The sequence below is a fragment of the Clostridium sp. 001 genome, assembly GCF_019056555.1.
GTDB classification, from domain to species: domain Bacteria; phylum Bacillota; class Clostridia; order Clostridiales; family Clostridiaceae; genus Clostridium_B; species Clostridium_B ragsdalei.
The window spans coordinates 2,028,191-2,050,295 of record NZ_CP020473.1; the positions used below are offsets into that span (position 1 = coordinate 2,028,191).

Consider the following 22,105-nt stretch of genomic DNA (forward strand, 5'->3'; position numbering starts at 1 on the left):
CAATATATGACAAGAAACTGTGGGAAAATATAAAATATTGTTTACTTTTATATTTTTATATAATATAATATAAAAAAAGAACGTACTAGAATCTAATTAATTTCTTTTTTTGAGTATAAACTATAGGTCAGGAGACGGGTGTTATAAGGATGAATAAAACTGATAATCCACTTAAAAAATTTATAACCTCAAAGTTATATAGCCGCTATAGTGGTATTTTATCCCTATCAGATGTACCTTTATTTTTGGTAGATACAAATGGGGATATTTTACTTGAATTTATTCCCTCCCCAGATTTTTGTACTCATGTATGTCAGGAAAGAGAGTCTCATGTATGTCCTGACTATCAATGTCGATTACAATCTGGCAAGGAAGGTAGATTTGTATGCCGATATGGTCTTGAAAATATGATTTTTCCGATCATAGTAGACAATAAAACTGTAGGTTATATGGCTGGTATACAAGTATATTTGAAAGATAACGAATACAAAAAGTATATGATTGATGTCCAATCTCACAAAGATACTAAGACTGAGGAGCTAGAGTTTATCGCTAAATCGATTTTCTCACTAAAATCCGTAGAATCAAATAAAATTAAAGTATACGAGCGATTATGTTGCGAAATTGCTAAAAATATTTCTCTTGATTTATCAGAAAGCACTAAGCTGTCCCATCAGGATGTGAAAAGGTTGTCAATTGAAAAGGAAATACTGGAAAAGAAGATCATTGATCTAGAATCAAAAAATATGTCTCTAGTCGTTAATCCTCATTTTTTGTTTAACACTTTAAATTGTATTGCCCGTGTGGCTTATTTTGAACATTCTCACGAAACAGAAGAGCTTATTTATTGCCTTTCTGATTTGCTGCGGTATAATTTAAAGCAGGGTAACCAGCTTCACACCATTGGTGCTGAAATTAACAATATTGAGAAGTATTTATATATTCAAAAAGTAAGATTTAAAACTCGTCTGGAATATGATATCAACATTTCGGAAGATCTTAAGTCTTATAGAATTCTCAATATGATTATCCAACCTATTGTTGAAAACTCTGTAATTCATGGAATAACCCCAAGGCGAGATGGGGGCAAAATAAGTATCTATGCAGAAAAATATAAAGATGAAATTGTTATTTCCATTATGGATAATGGAAATGGTTTCCCAAAGGATGTTTTGCTTGACATACAACAATGTAAAAATAAATCTGGCCTAGGTTTTCAAAGTACAGACAAACGTTTAAAACGATATTACGGAGAACAATATGGATTGAAAATTTTAAAATCTGATTACAGTGGAAGCACCGTTACCATCACAATTCCTGCAGAACCTATTGTGAGGTGATAATAATGAGTATAGTATTGATTGTAGAAGATGAAATACTTGAACAAGAATTTCTCAAATCAATTGTACTTGAAGAACTTTTCCCAGAAGATGTATTACTGACCTGCGAAAGTGGAGTTCAGGCTATTAAACTAGCCAAACAATACAAGCCAAATATTATCATGATGGATGTAATGATTCCCGAATTGGACGGTCTTAGTACTATTGAAGAAATCAGAAAATTTCTCCCCAACGTGCTTATTACAATTTTATCTGCTCACTCGGACTTTTCCTATGCACAGAAAGCAATTAGTCTCCGGGTTTTTGAATACCTATTAAAACCCGTAAAGCCTAATATTATTAAACAAGTTTTTCGGAAGATGTTAGACTCCGCAGCTGATTGTAATATAGTAGTAGATAAGAGCTCTGAAGAAAAGAACCCCGAATCCAAAGAATCTCAGCAATACTTTATTGAAAAGTCTATAAAATATATTAAAGAGCATTTTAGGGAAAAAATAACTTTACAAATAGTTGCCTCTACAGTGTTTTTGAATCCAAAATATTTTAGTCGTGTCTTTAAAAAGGAGCTAGGTGTCTCATTTTCAAAGTATGTAATTAATCTGAGAATTCAATATGCCTGCAGATTATTAAAAACAACTAATTATCGTGCTTATCGAATTTCATCAGAATGTGGCTTTTCAGATCCATCTTATTTTAACAGGGTATTTTGTGCGGAGATGAATATGACTCCTCAAGCCTATAGAAAACATGCGCTTATGTCAATGGAAGATGACTAAATTGTGTGTAGTTAATTTCATAGGAAAGATTGATATTTGAACTGTTCCCTGTTAAATGGACAGTTATATATAATTAAAGTGCCAATTATACAATTGGCGCTTTAATTATATTTTCCGATAACATTTTTCTAAAGATCAAATAAGGAACGTATCTTGATTTAATTTACACAATCTAGATACGCTCCCTATAGAAACTATTACTTTTAACTATCTACCATGTCACATCATATCTGACTTATTTTCAAAGTCATCTCTGCATATGCATTTAAACGGTAAACTGTAATCTACTTTTCATCTTCCTTTAAATTAGTTTTAGGAAGGATAGTTTCAACTTCAACGTGTGGACGAGGAATAACATGAACAGAAACTAATTCTCCAACACGTTGTGCTGCAGCAGCACCAGCATCAGTAGCTGCCTTTACTGCTCCTACATCTCCTCTTACCATTACTGTTACAAGACCGCCGCCAACATGTTCTTTTCCTATTAGATAAACATTAGCTGCCTTAACCATTGCATCTGCAGCTTCAATTGAACCTACTAAACCTTTTGTTTCAATCATTCCTAATGCATCATATTTCATTTTTATTTCCTCCTAATTTTTAATTTATTTTTTATTTTGTACTTTGTATCTTATATCCTGTATTCTCTAATATTAGTCTTCCTTTAAGCCAGTTTTAGGAAGGATAGTTTCAACTTCAACGTGTGGACGAGGAATAACATGAACAGAAACTAATTCTCCAACACGCTGTGCTGCTGCAGCACCAGCATCAGTAGCTGCCTTTACTGCTCCTACATCTCCTCTTACCATTACTGTTACAAGACCGCCGCCAACATGTTCTTTTCCTATTAAGTTAACGTTAGCTGCTTTAACCATTGCATCTGCAGCCTCTATAGAACCTACTAACCCCTTTGTTTCAATCATTCCTAATGCATCAGATTTCATTTTTATTTCTCCTCTCCAAATACTGTTATTTTATAATTTATAATTTTACTATTTTACTATTGTAATTTTTGATGAGTTGCCAACACACATAGCATTTGCTTCTTCTGTGTCAATATGGCATTCTAAAGCTGAAGTATCATTTGCTCTAATTGCAACATTATTATAAATTCCACCACGTGGTCCATCAACTTTAATACTTACTGTCTGTCCATCATTCACCCCAAAATGTTGTGCATCTGCAGGAGTCATGTGAATGTGTCTTTGTGCAACAATCACACCTTCCTTTATTTGAACAGATCCCTTTGGTCCTATTATGGCAATTCCAGGTGTTCCGTGTAAATCACCGGACATCCTTACTTCTGGAGCTACTCCCAATTTGAAAGAATCTCCTCTTAGGATTTCTACCTGTGTCTTACTACGTAATGGTCCAAGGATTCTAATTTTTTCAATAGCTCCCTTTGGTCCACATACTGTTACTGTTTCTTTACAAGCATACTGTCCTGGCTGTGCTAAATCCTTTATCTTTGTTACCTGGTATCCTTCTCCAAACAAGATGTTAAAATCTGCTTGTGAAAGATGGATATGTCGATTTGAAACTCCAACCGGGATTTCATTTGTATCTTGTTTTGTCTCTGTAGAAGACTGATTACCTTGAACAGCTTCCAATAAAAGCTTTATAACAGCTTCGTACTTGTCCATTTTAGTTAGCTCCCTTCATTGCAGCTACTAATTCACTTACGAGTCTAGCAAGTTTATCATTATCTGTAGTATCTGCAGCAGTGCTAGCACAATTGCTCTTTGCTGCAAATTCTGCAGGGCTTGTAGCACAGCATCCTAAGTCATTTTTGCTTCCGCAAAGTTCAGGATGATTGAAAGTTGTATCATCTGCAGCTAATGTAGTACAGTCTTTAAGACCATATGCTACTCTCTTTATATTAATTAAATGTAATGGAGTAACATTTTCGGAAACAGAGCTTCCTCCCCATGTACCACAACCTAATGTAAATGCAGGTGCTAATCCTGTGCTTGCACCAGTACCTCCCTGACTTCCACCAGTATTAACTAAAATACGGGATGCTGGTTTTTTAGCAAACTTCATTACTAAGTCTCTGTCATTTGTATGAATGTTCATAGTATGTCCAAGACCATTTTGAAGTAATCTTATACTAAGCTCACATGCTTCATGCCAATCTTTAACTGTATAGAAAGCAAGTACTGTTGTAAGTTTCTCATAAGATAGAGGGTAACCATTACCAACTCCGCCTTGTTCTCCTATTAATACTTTTGTTCCTTCTGGAACTGTGAAACCTGCAGCTTCTGCTATAACCTGAGGAGCTCTTCCTACAAACTTAGCACTCATGCTGTGTGTACCAGGTTTAAAAAGTACGCTGCAAACTTTTGCAGTTTCTTCAGCTGTCATGAAATATCCGCCTTGTTTCTTAAATTCAGCTACTATTTCATCATGGTTGCATTCTTCAGCAATTACAGATTGCTCGGATGCACAAATAGTACCATAGTCAAAGCTCTTACTAGCAATTATATCTTTAACTGATTGATGAACATCAGCAGTTCTTTCAATATAAGATGGAGAGTTACCAGCACCAACGCCTATTGCAGGTGTTCCTGAACTATATGCAGCCTTTACCATTCCAGGGCCTCCAGTCGCAATTATCATAGCAACTTCTTTAGCTTTCATAAGTTCATTTGTAGCTTGTATAGATGGTGTAACAATACCACCAATTACATTTGCAGGAGCTCCTGCTGCTACTGCTGCATCACGCATAAGTTCTATTGCTTTTGTTGAACATTTTAATGCAGCTGGGTGTGGTGAGAATACAATTGCATTTCTTGATTTAATTGCAATGATTGATTTATAAATAACAGTAGATGTTGGATTTGTAGATGGTACAATACCCATTAATAAACCAACTGGTTCTGCAAATTCAATTACACCTTGACTTTTATCTTCTTTTATAACACCAATAGTCTTCATATCCTTGATGTAATTATATACTGTAGTAGCAGCCATATGGTTCTTATAAGCTTTATCTTCAGCTTTTCCAAAGCCAGTTTCTTCTGCAGCCATTTTACCAAGGCAAACTGCATTTTCCTCTGCTACTCTAACCATGTTACATAGGATTTTATCAATTTGTTCTTCAGTATAATCAGCAATTTGATCTGCTGCAATTTTTCCTAAGCGTGCAAGATCTCTTGCTTCTTGTATAGAACGTAAGTCTTTATCAAAATTTTCCAATTGTGTTCCCTCCATTGTTTATTATTTATATATTTTAATTTTTATAGCTGGCTAATTATGCCCATAATATTTTTTGAACTCTATAAGCAGTAACTTCTTGTCTGCTTTAGAAATGGATCTTCCTTTGATACCAAAGTTCTTATATTTACGAGCGAGATTTCGAAGCTCTATTACCTTAAACTTACTCAAAATCTCAATAGCTTTTTCTAAACCATAGTCAAGTACCATCTTATCTACAGCTTTCCTATTTAGTTTAGTCAAATCCATTTTCAAAGGATCAGTTATTTTTTCTGGCAAAAGCTCCTCATTCTCTGAATTTTCTTCTGTTGAATTCTCTTCTTTAGAGTCTTCCACTGTTGGATTTTCCACTGTTGAATTCTCTTCTATTGAGTCTTCTACTATTGAATCTTCTATTTTAACAGGAACCTCTACAGTATCTTCTTCAATTACTTCAACTGTTGTTTCATCTTCTAGTTGGTTTTTCGCTGGAGCGACAGTTGGAATATTTCTATCTTTCAGTGGTACTGCTGATACAATTATATTATCTAATTCCTCATGTGGACGGGGAATCACATGTTGTGAAACAAGCAATGTGTCATTTATGTTTCTAACTGCCGCTCCACCAGCGTCTACAGCTGCTTTCACAGCACCCACATCACCAGTTACAGCAATCGAAACAAGTCCCCCTCCTACATATGTCTTTTCTAAGAGATTCACATCTGCTGCCTTGAGCATAGCATCTGCGCTCTCAATAGCTGCAATAAGTCCTATTGTTTCGATTAACCCAAGTGCCTGCATTGTTTAACCCTCCTAAACTTTGGTCAAGCATTCCAAATTCTAATATGTAGCATAGAATGCTTTCATCTTGTCAGGTGAACCAAATGCTATCTTAGCTCCCTTAGGGAAGAATACTGAATCACCAGGATGTGCAGTATAAACTTTATTATCCACTGTTACTGTCAATGTACCCTCTATAACATAGTAAAGTTCTTGACATTCTGTTTCCCAATCAAATTTGCAATCTTCAATTGTAATAAATCCCGCATTCATTGAGGAACCATCATCTGCATTGATTATTTCCTGATAAAATACTTTATCATCAGGATTTCCTGTATCTAGTGCTTCATACTTTACTGAACTACCACGAACGATCTTCAAACCGATAGAGTCAGTCTCAGCAAGATACGGCTTCTTATTGGTAATCAAATCAATCACTCCATTCAAAAGTCCTTTCTCCATCATTACCTTGAATACTTTATAAATTACTTCACTATCAATTCCATTTTCAAAAACTTTTTCAAGCTCAGAAGCTTTTGTTTCACAAGAACCTTTTACTTCACAAGGAACTTCTACTTCACAAGATTTCTTTACTTCAGGAACTGGAGTTTCGGTAGAAAATTCTATTCCACTATTTCTAGCCGCATCTTTAGCTGAAGGAGTAACAATTGTATCGCAATTAATATACACTACTTTTTGACCCTGCTTTTCTGCAGTTTCAACATCTTTTACACAAATTAATTTTTTCATTCCTTCACATCCTTTCATTTATAAAAGTTCTTATATATTAGAACAATGATGCCAATAATCTTTCAGACGGTGAAGGTATAACCTCTGCATTTACTAATAACCCTTTCTCTTCTGCAATAGCTTTTCCTGTTTCAACACCAGTTTCAACAGCAGCTACATCTCCGGTAAAAGTAAAGAATGACTTACCTCCCAATCCATTTCCCAAACGAAGTTCAATCGGCTGCAATTCAGCAGATTTCAAAATTGCATCAGCAGCAATGACCATTGTTGACAGGGAGAAAGACTCCATAATTCCTAAAGCCTGAACTTCATCTGGCATCGTTGCACCTGTGATTGCAGGGAATACTGCCGGATTGACATTTGGTATAATAATAGAATCAACTAAAAATTCTTCTGCAAATCTTACACCAACACTTACTGAATCTTCAACTGCTGCAACATCACCTTGAACAATGGCAATATACTTTCCTGGGCAAGAAGAACCTGCTGTGACTATTTCCACTTCAGAAGTTTTTACCATCTGATCTGCTGCATATATACCACGAGCAATGCTTGTAAACTCAACCATTCCTATTGCTTGTGACATATTATCCCCTCCTTATCACAATAAAATCATTTCCACATTCCACAACTGTTCCCGAAATACTTGCATGAATAGCAGCACTTAAACTACCTTCAGGAATTTTTCCAATTTGTTGTCCAAGTTCTACATGATCACCAACATTAACAATTGGTACTGCAGGTGCTCCTACATGCTGTCTTGTTGCAATATGAACTTCTTCAGGATTTACCTGAACTTCAGTCATAGGAGCTGGCCTGTCAAAGTCATGCAAACCTAATCTGGCAATAAGACGCTTACTTGGAACTAACCTATATTCACGGCTTTTGCGGGTAGTAAATTCCGACTTCATTGGTTTATATTTTATGTTCTGTTCTGCTAATTTTCCTTTAAAATAGAGATTTGCAGATTTCGGATAAAGCCCTGCTGGACATGAGAACAATTCACATAAATTACATTGACAGCAAAGCTGTGCAATCTTCTGTTCTTCAACATTCTTCAATGCATAATTTAAAGCTCTCATCATCTTGTGGGGTTGTGTACTATGTCCAAGAAGATAACGAGGGCACATATCTGTACACATACGGCACTGTTCACAGGAAGATCTATTTACTCTTTTCGCCTGTTCTATGCTAACAGATTTTTTACGAATCAGAGGATGATCTTTTTTCAAAATTACGAATCCCTTATTTTTCTTCGTAACATATCCATCTACATCACTCTTTACAGGTCCCATCATAGGGCCACCATCAATAACTGTATAATCATCAAAATTTTCTATGCCACTCAGCTTCAGTACATCTATAACAGGTGTACCCACTGGTACCTTTACAGTCAAACGTTTAGGGATATCTCCTGCAACTGTGATATATTTTTCTGTAACCGGCACTCCCATAGAAGCGTGATAAATATTTAATGCCGTTTCTGCATTAACTACTACACAACCAACACTAATTGGAATACCCATTTCAGGAACAACTCTTCCAGTCAATTCATGAACTAGAACTTGCTCATCACCTGCAGGGTAAATATCAGGAATTTCTTTTACTTCAATAAAATCTCCTACTTGAAGTTCTTCGATTCTATTACGAAGTATAGAAATAGCTTCCTTATGCTTTCCTTTAATGCCTATAAGTGCTTTATTTGCACCTACTAACTTTCCTGCTGATTCAAATCCTTTAATTATCTCATCTGGAAACATCCTCATCAGCTGCTGATCCACACGAAGCAGCGGCTCACATTCAGCTCCATTAAGAAGTATATATTCTGCCTTTGATGCTAGCTTTGCGTGGGTAGGAAATCCTGCCCCACCGGCACCAATAACACCAGCTTCTCGCACCATATCAAGAATACTCATTCCCGTACCTCCTGAGTTTATTCTACATTGCAGTCTTCATCAATAATTCCAACAACAACTGCGTCAACCGGGATATCTTCACATTCATCTAACATTTTTCGAGCTGACGACCCTGTTGAAACAAGAACTCTATCTCCAATTCCGGCACTGATTATATCTGCAACAACTAAATGCTGACCAGCACCAGTTCCACCAATTACTTCCGCTAACATAAACTTCAATCCATTAAGTGATTCTGCTTTTCTTGTTGCCCATACATTGTCAATTAATCTTGCTATTAACATATATCTTTCTCCTTTTTAACATTGCGCTTAATCTCCTGAATTGCTGATTCAACAGATGACGTATCGCCAAAAATCGCAATCATTATCATGTTCTGTGGACAACTTCCTTTAATATCTTCTACTGTGACACCAACTGCCTTTTCAGCAATATCTGCGGCATAAATCATGTCCAGCATTTTACCTTGTACAAGACCAACCGCATCAACACAAATTGAATCTTTATTAACATTAGCACCCATACGCCTCATAAGCATATCTATAGTACCCTTTGAAGGTGATTTAATAGTTCGAAATTCCATATTGAATCATCTCCAACTATATACTTTCCTGCGTACAGCTAAGTGCTATGCCCAAAGGGGTTACAAACATCGGATTCTTTGGCTTATGAGTAAATATTCCTGTCTTTTTTTCTATAATTGTCTCAATACCTGTCAGACAGCAAGTTCCTCCTACCAGAGATATTTCCTGAACATCGTACCCTTTAATATGCTGGTTAATAATAGATGCTATCTTTTCAACTACTGGCTTTAGTACAGGTAAAAGGTCCTTATGGTTTTCTGGATTACGTTTATACAATTCTGCTTCTGCAAAAGGCATTTTATATGCACCGGAAACAACTAATGAAAATTGAGTACCTCCTGTTGGTTCATCTGCAATATAAACAACTTTTCCATCTTTTAAAATTGAGATTCCAGTCGTTCCACCACCGATATCTACAACTGCACCATTCTTAATTCTAAGAACTTTATTAGCAGCCGTTGGTTCATCAAGTACACTTGTAAGTTCAAAGCCAGCTGCCTGAACTACATTTTTAACTGCCCCTGAATCCAAATCATCTGTTCCAGGTGGAATAGCTGCAGCTCCATAAATCAACTCTGTACCTAACTTTTCTTCAATTTCATGCTTCATCTCTCTAACAATATTGATTGCACCAATATAATCAACAACCATGCCATCTCGAACTACATCTGCATATTTATAAGCACCTGCTACTGGTTTATAGTTTTCATCTACAACTGCTAGGACAACACATGCTGTACCTAAGTCAACTCCTGTATAATAAACAGATGACTTGCCAACAATCGGATGTTTTACTACATGTTCAAAATCTTTCACAAGTTGGTCACAGAACTTAAAAGTCAAATTTTTCTCTGACATTTTGTACCTCCAAAAATAGAACAAATCATTTGGGACAAAGCATTAATAATCTGATTGATCTTTCCAATAGTATCACTGCACAATGCATCCTCATTTTCACTATCTTCATATGCTTCTAAAATAAATGGTTCGATTTCTCTAAGAGCACAGCGCAGTCTATGCAAAATTATGATATCTCTTCCCTTTTTAAGCTGCATATGAAATTCTGTAATTTCAAAGCAATCATCTAAATCAAGTGAATAATTGCTAAAATTTATTGCTGTACATTCCTTAATACAAAGATTTTCAACGGACCCTTTACCCTGAATGGCATTTTTAATTTTAGTAAACTGCTTACCTAAACTAATAACATTCTGTGCCCAAAGGATATCCTTATTCAAAAGTTCTTCTTCCGTAATAAGGAACAATGCTTCCGTTGATTTCATCTTACTGTAAAGTTTTTTCTTCTTCCAACTATTTTTCTTTTTCGGCTGTGCAGGTGTTTGATCTTCATTTATGGTCTGCACCTTTTCCACAGTTTCCTTTTTCTCTACAGCTTGTTTTTTTTCTACAGTCTGCTTTTTCTCCACAGTCTGTTTTTTATTTGCAGTATTTCTCTTTGTGTAAGGACCATCGTCAAACATATTTATACCTTTATCTGATAGAAATTGACGTGCTCCAGGTGTAAGTCTTGTTCCCGGTTCTAATTCATAATCTGTAAAAGGTTCTTTTCTATATAAATCCCGCAAATCAATTTCGGTAATAAATTTCATTTTGGCCCCCCTTTACTTTTATTTTAAAAATAAACACTTTTTAGGGCTCCACCGGCTAATCCGCTGTGAACACTAATCTTATAATAAGGCTCTGAAACTTTTATTTGCCTCAACTGTCGGAAACACAAACTCTAATGTTCCGCCATCAAATCAATTTTATTTACTACACCAATTACAGGTCATTCAATAAATCTTTATAAAACCAGGGAAATTACACATTAACACATATTGACTAATTAACTGCTTATTAATGCTTAATAACCGCAACTGGGAAATCATATTCTTTAATCCAGCCTTCAATCCTATCCAAATCATCACTGCTTAAGCTTGGATCTCCCTCTATTGGGTAATCTATACCCAACTGTGTATATTTATTTACGCCCAATTTATGATAAGGAAGTAGATCTATACCTTTAAAGTTTTTGTAATCACGGAAAGGCATCAAGAAGTTAATTACACCATCAAACTCTTCTTTGCTATCATTCAAGCCTTTTAACAGGGGCATCCTAATCTTCACGTTATACCTGTGGTTAAGAAGTTCTTTCAAATTCTTCAAAATTTGTTCATTATGCACTCCTGTCAGTTGATAGTGTCGTTCAGGATCAATATGCTTTATATCGAAAAGGAACAAATCTGTGAACTCAGCAACCTTAAGTATTGCTTCTAATTTTGCATGACCACAAGTTTCAATGGCTGTATTGATTCCTTCCTGCTTACATACCATAAGCAAATTTGCTGCAAATTCCCACTGCATCAATACCTCGCCGCCACCTAGTGTGACACCACCACCTGAAATTTCGTAAAACTGCCTGTCCTCTTCTATAACTTCCATAATTTCAGAAACAGTTTTTTCTTCTCCCATAATGGATATTGCAGACTCGGTACAAGCATTCTCACACTTGCGGCAGCCTAAACAATCAATACTATGATCTACCTCATGTTCCATTCCTTTTGACATTGTATGTATTCCAACCGGACAAACAGAGACACAAGCACCGCAATTAATGCATGAATTCTTTTTGAACATAACTTCATATTTTCGTAATTGTCCTTCAGGATTGGCACACCACTTGCAACGCAATGGGCATCCTTTAAAGAACACCAGTGTCCTTACTCCCGGTCCATCATACATATTGTATTTTTGCACATTAAAAATGACTGCTTTTCTTTCAATCATTGCTGCCTTCGCATTACTCATACTAACCAATCTCCTGTTTGATTCATTTTGGTGTTCAGATGAATTTTTAACTGAGCCTGTCCTCTTGCATACTTTGAAGTATGCAAGATACAGACATCAGATAAATTAATTTAAAATCAATGGGATACTATGTTTAAAAATGTGTTAACATAGTTCTACTAATAATTTCATCCTGAACATCCTTACACAATTCAACAAAGAATGCACTGTAACCTGCTACACGAACAATAAGATCTCTGTACTGTTCTGGATGCTTCTGTGCTTCAATCAAAGTCTTGTTATCCAAGTAATTGAACTGCATCTGTCCATTACCAAATAAGCAAGCAGTACGTAACAATGTTATAATACCTTCTTCTCCTTCTGGAGTTTCAAGCAATCCTGCCATAAGTTTAAAGTTATGAACCATACCTATGTTCATATTGTCACAAGACATCTTGGAAACAGATTTAATAATAGCAGTAGGTCCTTTGAAATCTGCACCCTGAGTTGGACTGATACCATCAGATAATGGTGTCCAAGCTTTACGTCCATTAGCAGATGCACCTGTCAACTGACCAAATGGAGTATTATTTGAGATAGATAAAGTACCATGACTCAAAACAGAGTACAAAGTCTTATATTTACGATGTTCCATCTCTGTAAAGTTGATCAAGTCTGCAGCAATTAAATCTGCATAATCGTCATCATTACCATACTTAGGAGCTTTTAAGCAATCATTCCTAAGTTCTTCATATCCAACAAAGTCAGCTTTCAATGCTTGATTTAACTGCTCTAAAGTACATTTCTTGTCATCAAATACTACCTTTTTGATAGCAGCCATGGAATCTGCATATGTAGCCAATCCAGTCCATACAACACCAGGTCCGAAATTGTACATAGCACCACCTGCAGAAACATCTTTACCGTGCTCCATGCATCCTTCATACATGATGGACATTAAAGGCTTTGGAGCTAAATCTCTGTGAACACGCTGAGAAATAACTGTAGCAACGTCAGTCCATTTTGTAATATATTTGATTTCTTCCTTAACAGCAGCATCAAACTCTTCATAAGTCTTAAATCTATTTAAATCTCCCATATCAGGACAAACTTGTTTTCCATACCATAAAGGAACACCATGGTTTAGAACTAATTCTATACATATAGGCCATTGAGTATAAGCTGTAGAAGTCCACTGATACAAACGTCCAGCTTTCTGAGGCTCAACACAACCCATTATACAATAATCTCTAGCATCTTCTATGGAAACACCTTTTGCAAGCATCATCTTAATATGTGCATCATCAAAATGGCAAGCTGGAAATCCCATACCAGCACGAACAACATCAACAATCTTCTTTAAGTACTTCTTAGGTGATTTGTTGTGAATACGGCAAGCTAAAGATGGCTGATAAATCTTAACATAACGAACAGCATCCATCAAAAGATAAGTCAAGTCATTTGTTGCATCAAGACCATCACGAGTAACACCACCAACACACATATTTACAAATGGTTGGTAACCTGCAAAGAACTTAGAAGCACCTTCACTTGTAACCCACATCATTTCAGACATTTTAATTAGCATACAACCAGATAATTCAAATGCTTCATAGTTGTTCATACGTCCTGATTCTATATCTGCCTTATAGAATGGATACATATACTGGTCAACACGGCCGATAGACATACCAGTTTGGTTTTCTTCAACTACAAGTAATGACTCAATAGTCCAAACTGATTGAATTGCTTCCCAGTAAGTACGAGGTTTATGCGCAGGAACATGTGCATTAACTTCTGAAATTTTTTGTAATTCTGCTTTACGTTTAGGGTTTGTCTCCTTTGCAGCTAATTCAGCAGCATATTCAGACATACGTTTAGCGTAAATCATAACTCCTTCAGTAGTATCAATAACTGATTTATAGAAATAAATCTTTTCTATATCTTCAGGATTTTCATAATCCAATTTTGCTAAATGATCCTTTGCTTCTTGCTGAATATCTGCCATACCTTTTTTCATTAAGATAACATCATATCCAGGGTTTGAATCTCCACCACCATTAGTTGCATGGTAAGAGCAATCTGAAACAAATGATTCACCTGAAAGTTCCCAAACACCTGCTTCACGGTACTGATCTTCGCAGTATTCATCAACGGATTTACCTTGCCAGAAAGGGAAAAGTTCATCACGCATAAGCTTTTTATCTTCTTCAGATACATAAAATGGATCTTGAGGACGTGTTCCAATAGTATCTATTTCATCTTGCATCCATCTCCATGCTATATCAGGAGAAAAAGCTCCAGCACGAGGTGCACCACAAGGAGCTCCTACAATTAGCTCATCATCTTGAATTACTAAAGGTGCAGTTTCACAGCAATAACGGAAACATTTAGCACGTAATAAAATCTTAGGCATACCAGGATTTTCTTTAGCAATCTTTGTAATAGCCTTAGCACGATATGTTGTTATTGAAGGCTTTTGCTTTAAATAGTTTTCCTTTATTCTTTTTAAACGTTCTGTCATTCCATTTGGAACTTCTCCATTATTAGTGCAAGGTTCTGCACAAGCTGCAGGTACTCCATTATCTTCTTTTGTAATTTCTTGAGAAACGCCTTGAAATATCTTCATTAAGGCTGCTTGTTCTTCTGCAGACATATTTTTAGTTGCCTCTGCAAACTTATTTGAAAATTCACGAATATCCAAAACACTTACCTCTTTTCTTTCATAATTATTTTAGATTTAACTATTTGAGTTTTAAATTTATTGTTTAGCATGTTCCAACACATCTGTATGCTATTTAATTTTTTCCATAGCTTTTTTCAAAATATGCTGCAACATTTGTATATCCTCTGGATTATAGTCTGACTGCTTTGTCATACCACTCAAATCACTTTTTTCTTCTGTAAACAATCCATTAGTATTAATAATCTCTTCTACATTCCGTACGCCGTATCCGACTTTACGAACATAAATAAGATTCATTGGTGAAACATTATCGGAGGTAATACCTTTACCTGCCGATCCACTACCCAAAGTTAAAGCAGGAAATAAATTACTTGTAGCACCCATACTACCAAAGGAAGCAGGTGTATTAACAAGTATCCTACCTACAGGTTTTTTTAATGCAAACTGGCGAATTACATCTTCGTCTTTTGAATGTATAACAAGAGTGTGACCATGTCTCTCACTTAACAGCAGCTCAATACACTTTTCACATGCATGCATCCAATCATCTTCAATGTAGTAAGCTAGTACCGGACAAAGTTTCTCCTTGGAATAAGGATTGTCTTGGGAAACATATTTCTGCTCTGAAATTAGCACTGTGCTACTTTCAGGAATGCTGAAACCTGCTTTCTTAGCCAATCTCTGTGCGGATTTGCCAACCATTTCTGAATCCATACTGCCATCAGAACGGAAAAAGAGAGAACCCAGTTTTTGTGCTTCCTCCTCTGTCATGAAATATGCACCACTATTTTGCAACTCACGTTTAACATCAGATGCAATACAACTATCTACAACAATAGATTGTTCAGCTGATGGTACTATTCCGTTATCAAAGGTCTTACTAGCAATAATATCTCTTACCGCCTGCTTGATGTCAGCTGTACGTTCAATAAATGCTGGTCCATTACCAGTTCCTCCATAGATGACAGGTTTTCCAGATCTATATGATGCTTTAAGCATCCCGGGAACACCTGTATTCATAATCAAAGAAGTCGCCTTATGGTTCATCAGTTCCATTGTTCCACTAGGCGTCACAGTATGTAAGTATGCAAGAGCCCCTTCTGGCAGCCCATATCCTTCAGCTGCACGAATCATGATGTCAAGTGCCTTACAAATTGTCTCCTTTGCTCTAGGATGTGGAGAAAAGATAATTGCATTACCAGACTTAATTGCAATTAATGCCTTATATATGGTAGTAGAAACCGGACTAGTTGCAGGACATAATGCAATAATTACACCCATAGGTACACCTACATCCATGGTTTTATCCTGACCATTTTCGTTAATAATACCTACACATCTCATTCCTCTAAGCTTAGCTGGCAAATACTCACAGGCAAATCGGTTTTTGATGCATTTATCCTGCCATTTTCCATAACCAGTTTCATCCTGTGACATTACAGCAAGCTCTCGGGTATATTTTCCGATTTCTTCCGCCATACGTTCAACAATCTCATCTAACTTTTCTTGTGGAAAAGTTGCTAACATTTTTTGTGCTCGTGCAGCATTTTCCACAAGGATTCGGGATTCTTGGATGGAGAGCAAATCATTATCAATAATATTCATTTCTAACTCTCCCTTTCATTTTTACTAACTAAGTACTGTACTTCTGTACTTTTTCATTTTATGTGGTAACATCATAACATCCACATATTATCCACACATTAAGGAAGTAAATTTTCAATTGTATAACGTTTGGTGATTTTCTGAAGATCTGGATGTGGACTTGCAATAACAACTGAACTATAAACTTCAGCGCCCATATCTGTTACAGCTTTTACTCCAGCTTCTACAGCTGCTTTGCAAGCTCCTACATCTCCGGCAACCAATACAGAAATATAACCGGAAGCTACATTTTCGTAGCCAATTAATTCAACATCTGCAGCTTTACACATTGCATCTGCAGCCTCTAAAACAAAAACCAAACCAAATGTTTCTACTAAACCTAAAGCTACATATTTGCTCATCTGTTTTCCCTTTCCTTTATCATATTTTTTACTATATTTTTATGCATCGATGTCATGTACTGAAACAATGTCCCCAACACCTTTAATTGGTCTTGGCATAACATTGTGTGCTGTCAATTTGCCTATTGCTGCAGCAGCAGCAGCTCCTGCTTCAACAGATGCTCTAACGGCAGCAACGTCACCCTTTACCATAATTGTAACAAGAGTGGAACCTATATTTTCATATGATATCAGTTCAACATCAGCAGCCTTCAACATTTTATCTGCTGCTTCAATTGCAGGAACCATCCCTAATGTTTCAATAAGGCCTAATGCCTCTTCGCCATAATACCTCATTTCATAACCCTCCTCCTCTATACGCAATTACGCAGTATGGATCTTTTTCAAGCAAATGCAACTTTGATTCAATTACCCTTGCTTGAAAATATTTATTATTTGAACTAATAATTTGAACTTATGGAATCCAAGTTATTAGTCTTTAATATATTTATTAATTGTAGCTGCACCTTCTTCATGTGCGTGATAATAAACTCTCAAATTACCTGATTTATCCTCATCAAATCTTGTTTCTTCAAGGAGACCATTAGCTTCAGCTGTCATTAAAGCTTCGACTACAGCAGCTTTATTAAGTGCCTTAAAGTTACCATAGTCACCTTTTAAAGCTTCAATAACATCTTCTGCACAAGCTTCTTTAACTGTTGTAAAGTGTTTTAAAATAGCATAATTAAGTGGTTTCATACTATTTGTCCTCCTTTTTTCTGAATAAATCCATTGGATTCATAGCAATTACCAAGATACCAAGTACCATAAGTACAGCAGCAATCCAACCAATAGCAGGTATTGACCAACCTGATTTGCCAAAAACTACACCAAGTACTATCCAGCAGCAGAATGGTCCCCAAAATGAGTAAGTACCATTACAAGCCATACCAAGAGCTGCACCACACATACTATTACCCTTATACCAACTCATGTATGAAACAAACGCGCAAAGACCACTTGCAGCAAACCAAATCATAGCAGATCCACTTGTAAATGCCTGAAATACAAGACCAGTTGAAAGCTTAACACTACCTGCAAGCATACCCATAATAGGTATTAATATAATTAAGTTTGAAAGACCTGATGTTGCCTGACGGATAGTAATACCTATTTCAGAGTCAATCATAGATGTACCATACCCAGCTACACAGCCTTCAAATCCCCAACCAAGGGCTGCTATGAAAGCAATACAAATACCTAAAAGAGCACCCTTTGGAGCACTTCCAGTAATGCTTGTACTACCAATCATAAAACTAGCAGTAACACAAATAACTATACCTAACACCATACGTTTGTTTAACTCTTGTTTGAATAATATTCTACCTAAAATAGCACCAATAGCTGGGCAAAGAGCTGTAATAGGAATAACTATTGAGCCAGCCATCTGAAGACCGATAACATAAGCTGTACTTGAAATTGGTCCTCCTATAAGAGCTGCCAAAATCATTACACGGCCTGGAGTTGTATTAATACACCTCAAGAAGTCTCCAAACTTACCTTTAATACCTGCATAAAGCATTGCCCAGATAGCACTGCAAGAATCATTTACTGCACTACCAAGGGCACCCAATACATATGTAATAGCAAAAGCGGATAACCCTGCTTTATTAGCTCCGTACCAGTCACTCCAAACTCCTTTAGTCATACCTAATGACAAAAATGCTGAATAAAATCCATACATAATACCTGAAAATATAGCAATTGATATACCTTTTTTAAAAAATTGTGATGATAACTTTTTCTTAGCAGCAATTGCAGATGCACTAACCGCCCCTGTCATTTCACTCATAAACAAAATTCCTCCTCATATTAAAAAACTAGACTGATGAAAACGTTTTTGCAATCTAATGATATATTAACTCATTAGAACATTTTTTCATGGTACAAAATGCCATATTTTAATGCATAATATCTGCTAGTTTTTTGGAGTTCTTGTACTATAGCTATTTTCTTGTACTAATAGCATTTAATTTTAATCAATGTATTTATTAATTGTAGCTGCTCCTTCTTCATTTGCATGATAGTAAACAACTAAATCACCTGACTTGTCTAATATAGATCTTGTTTCTTCAAGAAGTCCATTAGCTTCAGCTGTCATTAAAGCTTCAATTACAGCACCTTTTTTAAGTCCTTTAAAATCACCATAGTCACCTTTTAAAGCTTCAATAACGTCATCTGCACAGGCTTCTTTAGCTTTTGTAAAATGTTTTAAAATAGCATAATTAAGTGGTTTCATACAATTAATCCTCCTGTTTTCTAAACAAATCTATTGGGTTTACAGCAATTACTAAAATACCAACTGCCATTAATATAGCGGAAAACCATACTATAGGAGCCATTGCCCAACCTTGTATGCCAAAAATTACACCAAGTATAATCCAACAGAAGAATGGACCCCAGAATGAGTATGTTCCATTAGTTGCCATACCAAGAGCTGTACCAGTCATACTATTACCTTTGTACCAAGTCATAAATGAAAGATAAGCACAAAGACCACTTATAGCAAGCCAAATCATAGCAGGACCACTTGTAAATGCTTTAGCAGTAAGGTGAAATGCAAGTCCTGCATTATTTCCTACAATTATAGATATAACAGGAATAAATATAATTAAATTTGAAAGACCTGATGTTGTCTGACGAATAGCAATACCAATCTCTGAATCTACCATACATGAGCCATAACCAGCTATACAACCTTCTAAGCCCCAACCAAGTGCAGCAATAAGAGCGATAACCATACCTAATCCTGCTCCTGCAGGTGCATTTCCTGTAACACTTTGTAGACCAATTAAACCACTTGCACAAACACAAATAAGAATACCTACAATCATATGCTTGTTTAATTCTTGTTTATATAAAACTCTTCCTAATATAGCACCAATAGCTGGGCAAAGGGCAGAAATCGGAACAGCAAGTGAACCTGCCATCTTAAGAGCTACAACATAAGCTGTAGTAGCAATTGGTCCTCCCATAAGAGCAGCTACCATAATCAATCTACCTGGCTTAGTATTAAGACATCTAAAGAAATCACCCAATTTACCTCTACCAGCTGCAGCAATTAATGCCCAAACTGCACTAGCAGTATCATTTATTCCACTACTAAGTGCACCAAGTACATATGCAATAGTAAGTGCTGTTAAACCTGCTGTATTTGCACCATACCAGTCACTCCAAACTCCCTTTGTTGTAGCTAATGTCAAAAATGCTGAATATAGTCCATATGAAATTCCTGAAAATAAACCAATTGCAATACCTTTTTTAAAGAAACTTGATTTTACCTTTTTTTTAGCAGCAGCCAAAGCTGCATCCATTGACAGTTCCATAAACAAACCTCCAATTATTTTATTATATTGTTATTTGATGAGAGGCCTCATCTTAATGCGAATTTCAGATTAAGACGCTTTTGTAATATTAATATATTAATACATTACTTATTGTAAACGAATAGAAGATCTTTTCATGGCATAAAGCGACATATGTTATTTGGACAATATCCGCTTATTTTTTTATCTTTTTGTACTATCGTTACCTTATTGTATTAATAGTATTGATTTTTTTCAATAAAATATTAAAGAAATTGCCTTACTTTGTGAATAATTTAGAATAAAGAGGCGTATTTTGCGATAAGACAGAAGATTATACCTAGCACTTCTAGAATTGTTAAAAATTATACAAAATGTTATGTAATCTACTTGCAGTACATATTCAGGCGCACAGCAATGCTTATACCCAACTTTCATAGTCGCTTTCGCTGTGTGGCTATAGGTGTTAGCAATGGTAGTCATCGGATAAACTTCTGATTATTTCTGAAAGCTTTTTGAGTCCTAGTTTCAAGTCATAAAGAGAAGCATAGGAATAGGATATCCTTATACTATAATTTTTAGTAAAATCATATATATATCCTGGATTTATTAATATTCCATTTTTACAGCATTTATAAAAAAGTTTTCTCATATCTATTTTATTTTTAAGCTTTAACCATATATAAAACCCTCCTTTTGGCATGTTCCAACTAGCTATGCCAAAAAAATATTTTTCAAGAACATTTAATGCAATTTCTCTCCTTATTTTAAGTTTCTCTCTAAGTTCTTTTAAATATATTTCATAAAATCCACTTTCTATCCATTCCGCAGTTACATACTGTGAAATGGAACTTGCACCATAATCCGTTTGCATTTTAACATCTCCAAGTCGCTCAACAACAGTTTCCGGAGCAACAACCCACCCTATTCTTATTCCTGCTGCCATTGATTTCGATGTAGTACCCATATAAAGTACTATTCCATTTTCATCTTTTGCTTTTATTGGATAAGGTGGCATTTCATCCAACCATAATTCCCTATAGGCATCATCTTCGATAATTGGAATTCTCTCTTTATTACACAAATCCAGTAGCTTGTTTCTTCTATACTGCGGCATTAATGTACCTGTAGGATTATGGAATGTTGGAATAGTATATAGAAGAGATGTATTTCTATCTATATTTTTTAAAATTTCATTTAACTTAATTCCATCTGAATCCATAGATATCCCACTGAAACTAACTCCAGAAAAGTCAAATACATGAAGTGATTTTATATATGATGGTTTTTCCACAAGTATCTTAGAACCAGGCTTTAGTATGCTCATTGAAATCAACTGAAGAGCTTGAAGTGAACCTGAAACAATTAGTATTGAATCCGGTGACACATTTATATGGAACTTTTTTAAATACTTACTTATAACCTTTCTCAATTTAAGTGAACCCTTAGCCATTTCATAGCTTAAAGAAGTTATATTATTAGACACAGTTTTAAATACCTTCTTCATCATATCTTTTGGAAATAATTCAGGAGAAAGTTCACCTGTACCAAGCCTTATTATATTATCCTTATACTCCATCTTATTTATAATTTGGATTGTATGGAGGTTAGGTTTGTGTATTCCACTTTTTATATAAGGTTCCCAACTACCTGGCTGCATAGAAGCCATCAAGGACCAGGTATTATTTATAATTCTGGTACCTTTTTTACTTTTTCCCTCAATTAAACCATCGGCTTTTAACTCATCTAAAGCTTCTACAATAGTGCTTCTATTTACTTCAAATTTTTCTGCCAATTCTCTCTGTGATGGTAACTTTTCTCCTACAGTCCACTCTCCATTTCCTATTTTCTCCTTTATATAATTTACAATTTGCCTGTACATAGAAATACAAGATTTTTTATCCGGTTTCCAATCAATATTTAACATACATATTCAAATCC

General features: G+C 35.6%; 24 protein-coding genes. 2 read left to right on the forward strand and 22 right to left on the reverse strand.

Going from position 1 to position 22,105, the window contains the following annotated elements; translation table 11 throughout:
* The first annotated feature begins 149 nt into the window (after positions 1 to 149).
* Together B5S50_RS09255 and B5S50_RS09260 are read left to right on the forward strand one after the other, a co-directional pair.
* The gene (locus tag B5S50_RS09255; RefSeq protein ID WP_013240565.1) at positions 150 to 1,340 is read left to right on the forward strand and encodes a histidine kinase; all 1,191 of its coding nucleotides are present in this window, start codon (positions 150 to 152) and stop codon (positions 1,338 to 1,340) included.
* Between the two features lie 5 nt (positions 1,341 to 1,345).
* Entirely contained in the window at positions 1,346 to 2,116 is a 771-nt protein-coding gene (locus B5S50_RS09260) for a response regulator (protein WP_217303639.1), read from the forward strand.
* Between the two features lie 284 nt (positions 2,117 to 2,400).
* Here B5S50_RS09260 and eutM (B5S50_RS09265) read toward each other — a convergent pair whose 3' ends face one another.
* From eutM (B5S50_RS09265) to B5S50_RS09370, 22 genes are all read right to left on the reverse strand, one after another.
* Positions 2,401 to 2,697: an ethanolamine utilization microcompartment protein EutM gene (gene eutM / locus B5S50_RS09265; protein ID WP_013237864.1), complete on the reverse strand. Its 297-nt coding sequence runs from the start codon at positions 2,695 to 2,697 to the stop codon at positions 2,401 to 2,403.
* Positions 2,698 to 2,769: 72 nt separating this feature from the next.
* Entirely contained in the window at positions 2,770 to 3,060 is a 291-nt protein-coding gene (eutM, locus tag B5S50_RS09270; protein WP_013237863.1) for an ethanolamine utilization microcompartment protein EutM, read from the reverse strand.
* A 48-nt stretch (positions 3,061 to 3,108) separates the two neighbouring features.
* Positions 3,109 to 3,759 carry a phosphate propanoyltransferase gene (locus B5S50_RS09275; RefSeq protein ID WP_217303640.1) on the reverse strand — a complete coding sequence of 217 codons (651 nt, stop codon included), beginning with the start codon at positions 3,757 to 3,759 and terminating at the stop codon, positions 3,109 to 3,111.
* 1 nt (position 3,760) lies between these two features.
* Positions 3,761 to 5,314 (reverse strand): acetaldehyde dehydrogenase (acetylating), encoded by a 1,554-nt coding sequence (locus B5S50_RS09280; protein ID WP_217303641.1) that lies wholly within the window; start codon positions 5,312 to 5,314, stop codon positions 3,761 to 3,763.
* A 51-nt stretch (positions 5,315 to 5,365) separates the two neighbouring features.
* Positions 5,366 to 6,112 carry a BMC domain-containing protein gene (locus B5S50_RS09285; RefSeq protein WP_217303642.1) on the reverse strand — a complete coding sequence of 249 codons (747 nt, stop codon included), beginning with the start codon at positions 6,110 to 6,112 and terminating at the stop codon, positions 5,366 to 5,368.
* 39 nt (positions 6,113 to 6,151) lie between these two features.
* Positions 6,152 to 6,841: a cupin domain-containing protein gene (locus B5S50_RS09290; RefSeq protein WP_217303643.1), complete on the reverse strand. Its 690-nt coding sequence runs from the start codon at positions 6,839 to 6,841 to the stop codon at positions 6,152 to 6,154.
* A 37-nt stretch (positions 6,842 to 6,878) separates the two neighbouring features.
* Complete coding sequence (locus tag B5S50_RS09295; RefSeq protein ID WP_063602633.1) at positions 6,879 to 7,427, reverse strand: BMC domain-containing protein; 549 nt, start codon at positions 7,425 to 7,427, stop codon at positions 6,879 to 6,881.
* A 1-nt stretch (position 7,428) separates the two neighbouring features.
* Positions 7,429 to 8,757 carry a 4Fe-4S dicluster domain-containing protein gene (locus tag B5S50_RS09300; protein WP_217303644.1) on the reverse strand — a complete coding sequence of 443 codons (1,329 nt, stop codon included), beginning with the start codon at positions 8,755 to 8,757 and terminating at the stop codon, positions 7,429 to 7,431.
* A 17-nt stretch (positions 8,758 to 8,774) separates the two neighbouring features.
* A complete protein-coding gene (locus tag B5S50_RS09305) occupies positions 8,775 to 9,041 on the reverse strand; it encodes a EutN/CcmL family microcompartment protein (protein WP_013237858.1) in 267 nt (88 codons plus the stop codon).
* Entirely contained in the window at positions 9,035 to 9,340 is a 306-nt protein-coding gene (locus B5S50_RS09310) for a BMC domain-containing protein (protein WP_013237857.1), read from the reverse strand. The genes B5S50_RS09305 and B5S50_RS09310 overlap by 7 nt, the downstream gene beginning before the upstream one ends.
* A 16-nt stretch (positions 9,341 to 9,356) precedes the next feature.
* On the reverse strand, positions 9,357 to 10,199 hold the full coding sequence (eutJ, locus tag B5S50_RS09315; protein WP_013237856.1) for an ethanolamine utilization protein EutJ: 843 nt from the start codon (positions 10,197 to 10,199) through the stop codon (positions 9,357 to 9,359).
* Entirely contained in the window at positions 10,181 to 10,951 is a 771-nt protein-coding gene (locus B5S50_RS09320; protein ID WP_217303645.1) for an ethanolamine utilization protein, read from the reverse strand. The genes eutJ and B5S50_RS09320 overlap by 19 nt, the downstream gene beginning before the upstream one ends.
* A gap of 247 nt (positions 10,952 to 11,198) precedes the next feature.
* Positions 11,199 to 12,149, reverse strand: a complete 951-nt coding sequence (cutD, locus tag B5S50_RS09325; protein ID WP_063602279.1) for a choline TMA-lyase-activating enzyme — start codon at positions 12,147 to 12,149, stop codon at positions 11,199 to 11,201.
* A gap of 133 nt (positions 12,150 to 12,282) precedes the next feature.
* The gene (gene cutC / locus B5S50_RS09330) at positions 12,283 to 14,832 is read right to left on the reverse strand and encodes a choline trimethylamine-lyase (protein WP_217303646.1); all 2,550 of its coding nucleotides are present in this window, start codon (positions 14,830 to 14,832) and stop codon (positions 12,283 to 12,285) included.
* A gap of 90 nt (positions 14,833 to 14,922) precedes the next feature.
* Positions 14,923 to 16,419 (reverse strand): aldehyde dehydrogenase family protein, encoded by a 1,497-nt coding sequence (locus B5S50_RS09335; protein WP_217303647.1) that lies wholly within the window; start codon positions 16,417 to 16,419, stop codon positions 14,923 to 14,925.
* A 98-nt stretch (positions 16,420 to 16,517) separates the two neighbouring features.
* Positions 16,518 to 16,820, reverse strand: coding sequence for a BMC domain-containing protein (locus B5S50_RS09340; protein ID WP_065078467.1), 303 nt, complete (start codon positions 16,818 to 16,820; stop codon positions 16,518 to 16,520).
* Positions 16,821 to 16,859: 39 nt separating this feature from the next.
* A complete protein-coding gene (locus B5S50_RS09345; RefSeq protein ID WP_013240575.1) occupies positions 16,860 to 17,156 on the reverse strand; it encodes a BMC domain-containing protein in 297 nt (98 codons plus the stop codon).
* 135 nt (positions 17,157 to 17,291) lie between these two features.
* Positions 17,292 to 17,558 carry a helix-turn-helix transcriptional regulator gene (locus B5S50_RS09350; protein ID WP_217303648.1) on the reverse strand — a complete coding sequence of 89 codons (267 nt, stop codon included), beginning with the start codon at positions 17,556 to 17,558 and terminating at the stop codon, positions 17,292 to 17,294.
* A gap of 1 nt (position 17,559) precedes the next feature.
* Positions 17,560 to 18,651, reverse strand: coding sequence for a hypothetical protein (locus B5S50_RS09355; RefSeq protein WP_217303649.1), 1,092 nt, complete (start codon positions 18,649 to 18,651; stop codon positions 17,560 to 17,562).
* 183 nt (positions 18,652 to 18,834) lie between these two features.
* Positions 18,835 to 19,098: a hypothetical protein gene (locus B5S50_RS09360; RefSeq protein ID WP_063553798.1), complete on the reverse strand. Its 264-nt coding sequence runs from the start codon at positions 19,096 to 19,098 to the stop codon at positions 18,835 to 18,837.
* A 4-nt stretch (positions 19,099 to 19,102) separates the two neighbouring features.
* Positions 19,103 to 20,185, reverse strand: a complete 1,083-nt coding sequence (locus B5S50_RS09365) for a hypothetical protein (RefSeq protein WP_217303650.1) — start codon at positions 20,183 to 20,185, stop codon at positions 19,103 to 19,105.
* 445 nt (positions 20,186 to 20,630) lie between these two features.
* Positions 20,631 to 22,091: a PLP-dependent aminotransferase family protein gene (locus B5S50_RS09370; RefSeq protein WP_217303651.1), complete on the reverse strand. Its 1,461-nt coding sequence runs from the start codon at positions 22,089 to 22,091 to the stop codon at positions 20,631 to 20,633.
* Positions 22,092 to 22,105 lie beyond the last annotated feature (14 nt).

Bases quoted from the DNA above. Each gene is read 5' to 3' on its own strand.
- B5S50_RS09255 (WP_013240565.1), top strand. From the start codon at position 150: ATGAATAAAACTGATAATCCACTTAAAAAATTTATAACCTCAAAGTTA.
- B5S50_RS09260 (WP_217303639.1), top strand. From the start codon at position 1,346: ATGAGTATAGTATTGATTGTAGAAGATGAAATACTTGAACAAGAATTT.
- eutM (WP_013237864.1), bottom strand. From the start codon at position 2,697: ATGAAATATGATGCATTAGGAATGATTGAAACAAAAGGTTTAGTAGGT.
- eutM (WP_013237863.1), bottom strand. From the start codon at position 3,060: ATGAAATCTGATGCATTAGGAATGATTGAAACAAAGGGGTTAGTAGGT.
- B5S50_RS09275 (WP_217303640.1), bottom strand. From the start codon at position 3,759: ATGGACAAGTACGAAGCTGTTATAAAGCTTTTATTGGAAGCTGTTCAA.
- B5S50_RS09285 (WP_217303642.1), bottom strand. From the start codon at position 6,112: ATGCAGGCACTTGGGTTAATCGAAACAATAGGACTTATTGCAGCTATT.
- B5S50_RS09290 (WP_217303643.1), bottom strand. From the start codon at position 6,841: ATGAAAAAATTAATTTGTGTAAAAGATGTTGAAACTGCAGAAAAGCAG.
- B5S50_RS09295 (WP_063602633.1), bottom strand. From the start codon at position 7,427: ATGTCACAAGCAATAGGAATGGTTGAGTTTACAAGCATTGCTCGTGGT.
- B5S50_RS09300 (WP_217303644.1), bottom strand. From the start codon at position 8,757: ATGAGTATTCTTGATATGGTGCGAGAAGCTGGTGTTATTGGTGCCGGT.
- B5S50_RS09305 (WP_013237858.1), bottom strand. From the start codon at position 9,041: ATGTTAATAGCAAGATTAATTGACAATGTATGGGCAACAAGAAAAGCA.
- B5S50_RS09310 (WP_013237857.1), bottom strand. From the start codon at position 9,340: ATGGAATTTCGAACTATTAAATCACCTTCAAAGGGTACTATAGATATG.
- eutJ (WP_013237856.1), bottom strand. From the start codon at position 10,199: ATGTCAGAGAAAAATTTGACTTTTAAGTTCTGTGACCAACTTGTGAAA.
- B5S50_RS09320 (WP_217303645.1), bottom strand. From the start codon at position 10,951: ATGAAATTTATTACCGAAATTGATTTGCGGGATTTATATAGAAAAGAA.
- cutD (WP_063602279.1), bottom strand. From the start codon at position 12,149: ATGAGTAATGCGAAGGCAGCAATGATTGAAAGAAAAGCAGTCATTTTT.
- B5S50_RS09335 (WP_217303647.1), bottom strand. From the start codon at position 16,419: ATGAATATTATTGATAATGATTTGCTCTCCATCCAAGAATCCCGAATC.
- B5S50_RS09340 (WP_065078467.1), bottom strand. From the start codon at position 16,820: ATGAGCAAATATGTAGCTTTAGGTTTAGTAGAAACATTTGGTTTGGTT.
- B5S50_RS09345 (WP_013240575.1), bottom strand. From the start codon at position 17,156: ATGAGGTATTATGGCGAAGAGGCATTAGGCCTTATTGAAACATTAGGG.
- B5S50_RS09350 (WP_217303648.1), bottom strand. From the start codon at position 17,558: ATGAAACCACTTAATTATGCTATTTTAAAACACTTTACAACAGTTAAA.
- B5S50_RS09355 (WP_217303649.1), bottom strand. From the start codon at position 18,651: ATGAGTGAAATGACAGGGGCGGTTAGTGCATCTGCAATTGCTGCTAAG.
- B5S50_RS09360 (WP_063553798.1), bottom strand. From the start codon at position 19,098: ATGAAACCACTTAATTATGCTATTTTAAAACATTTTACAAAAGCTAAA.
- B5S50_RS09365 (WP_217303650.1), bottom strand. From the start codon at position 20,185: ATGGAACTGTCAATGGATGCAGCTTTGGCTGCTGCTAAAAAAAAGGTA.
- B5S50_RS09370 (WP_217303651.1), bottom strand. From the start codon at position 22,091: ATGTTAAATATTGATTGGAAACCGGATAAAAAATCTTGTATTTCTATG.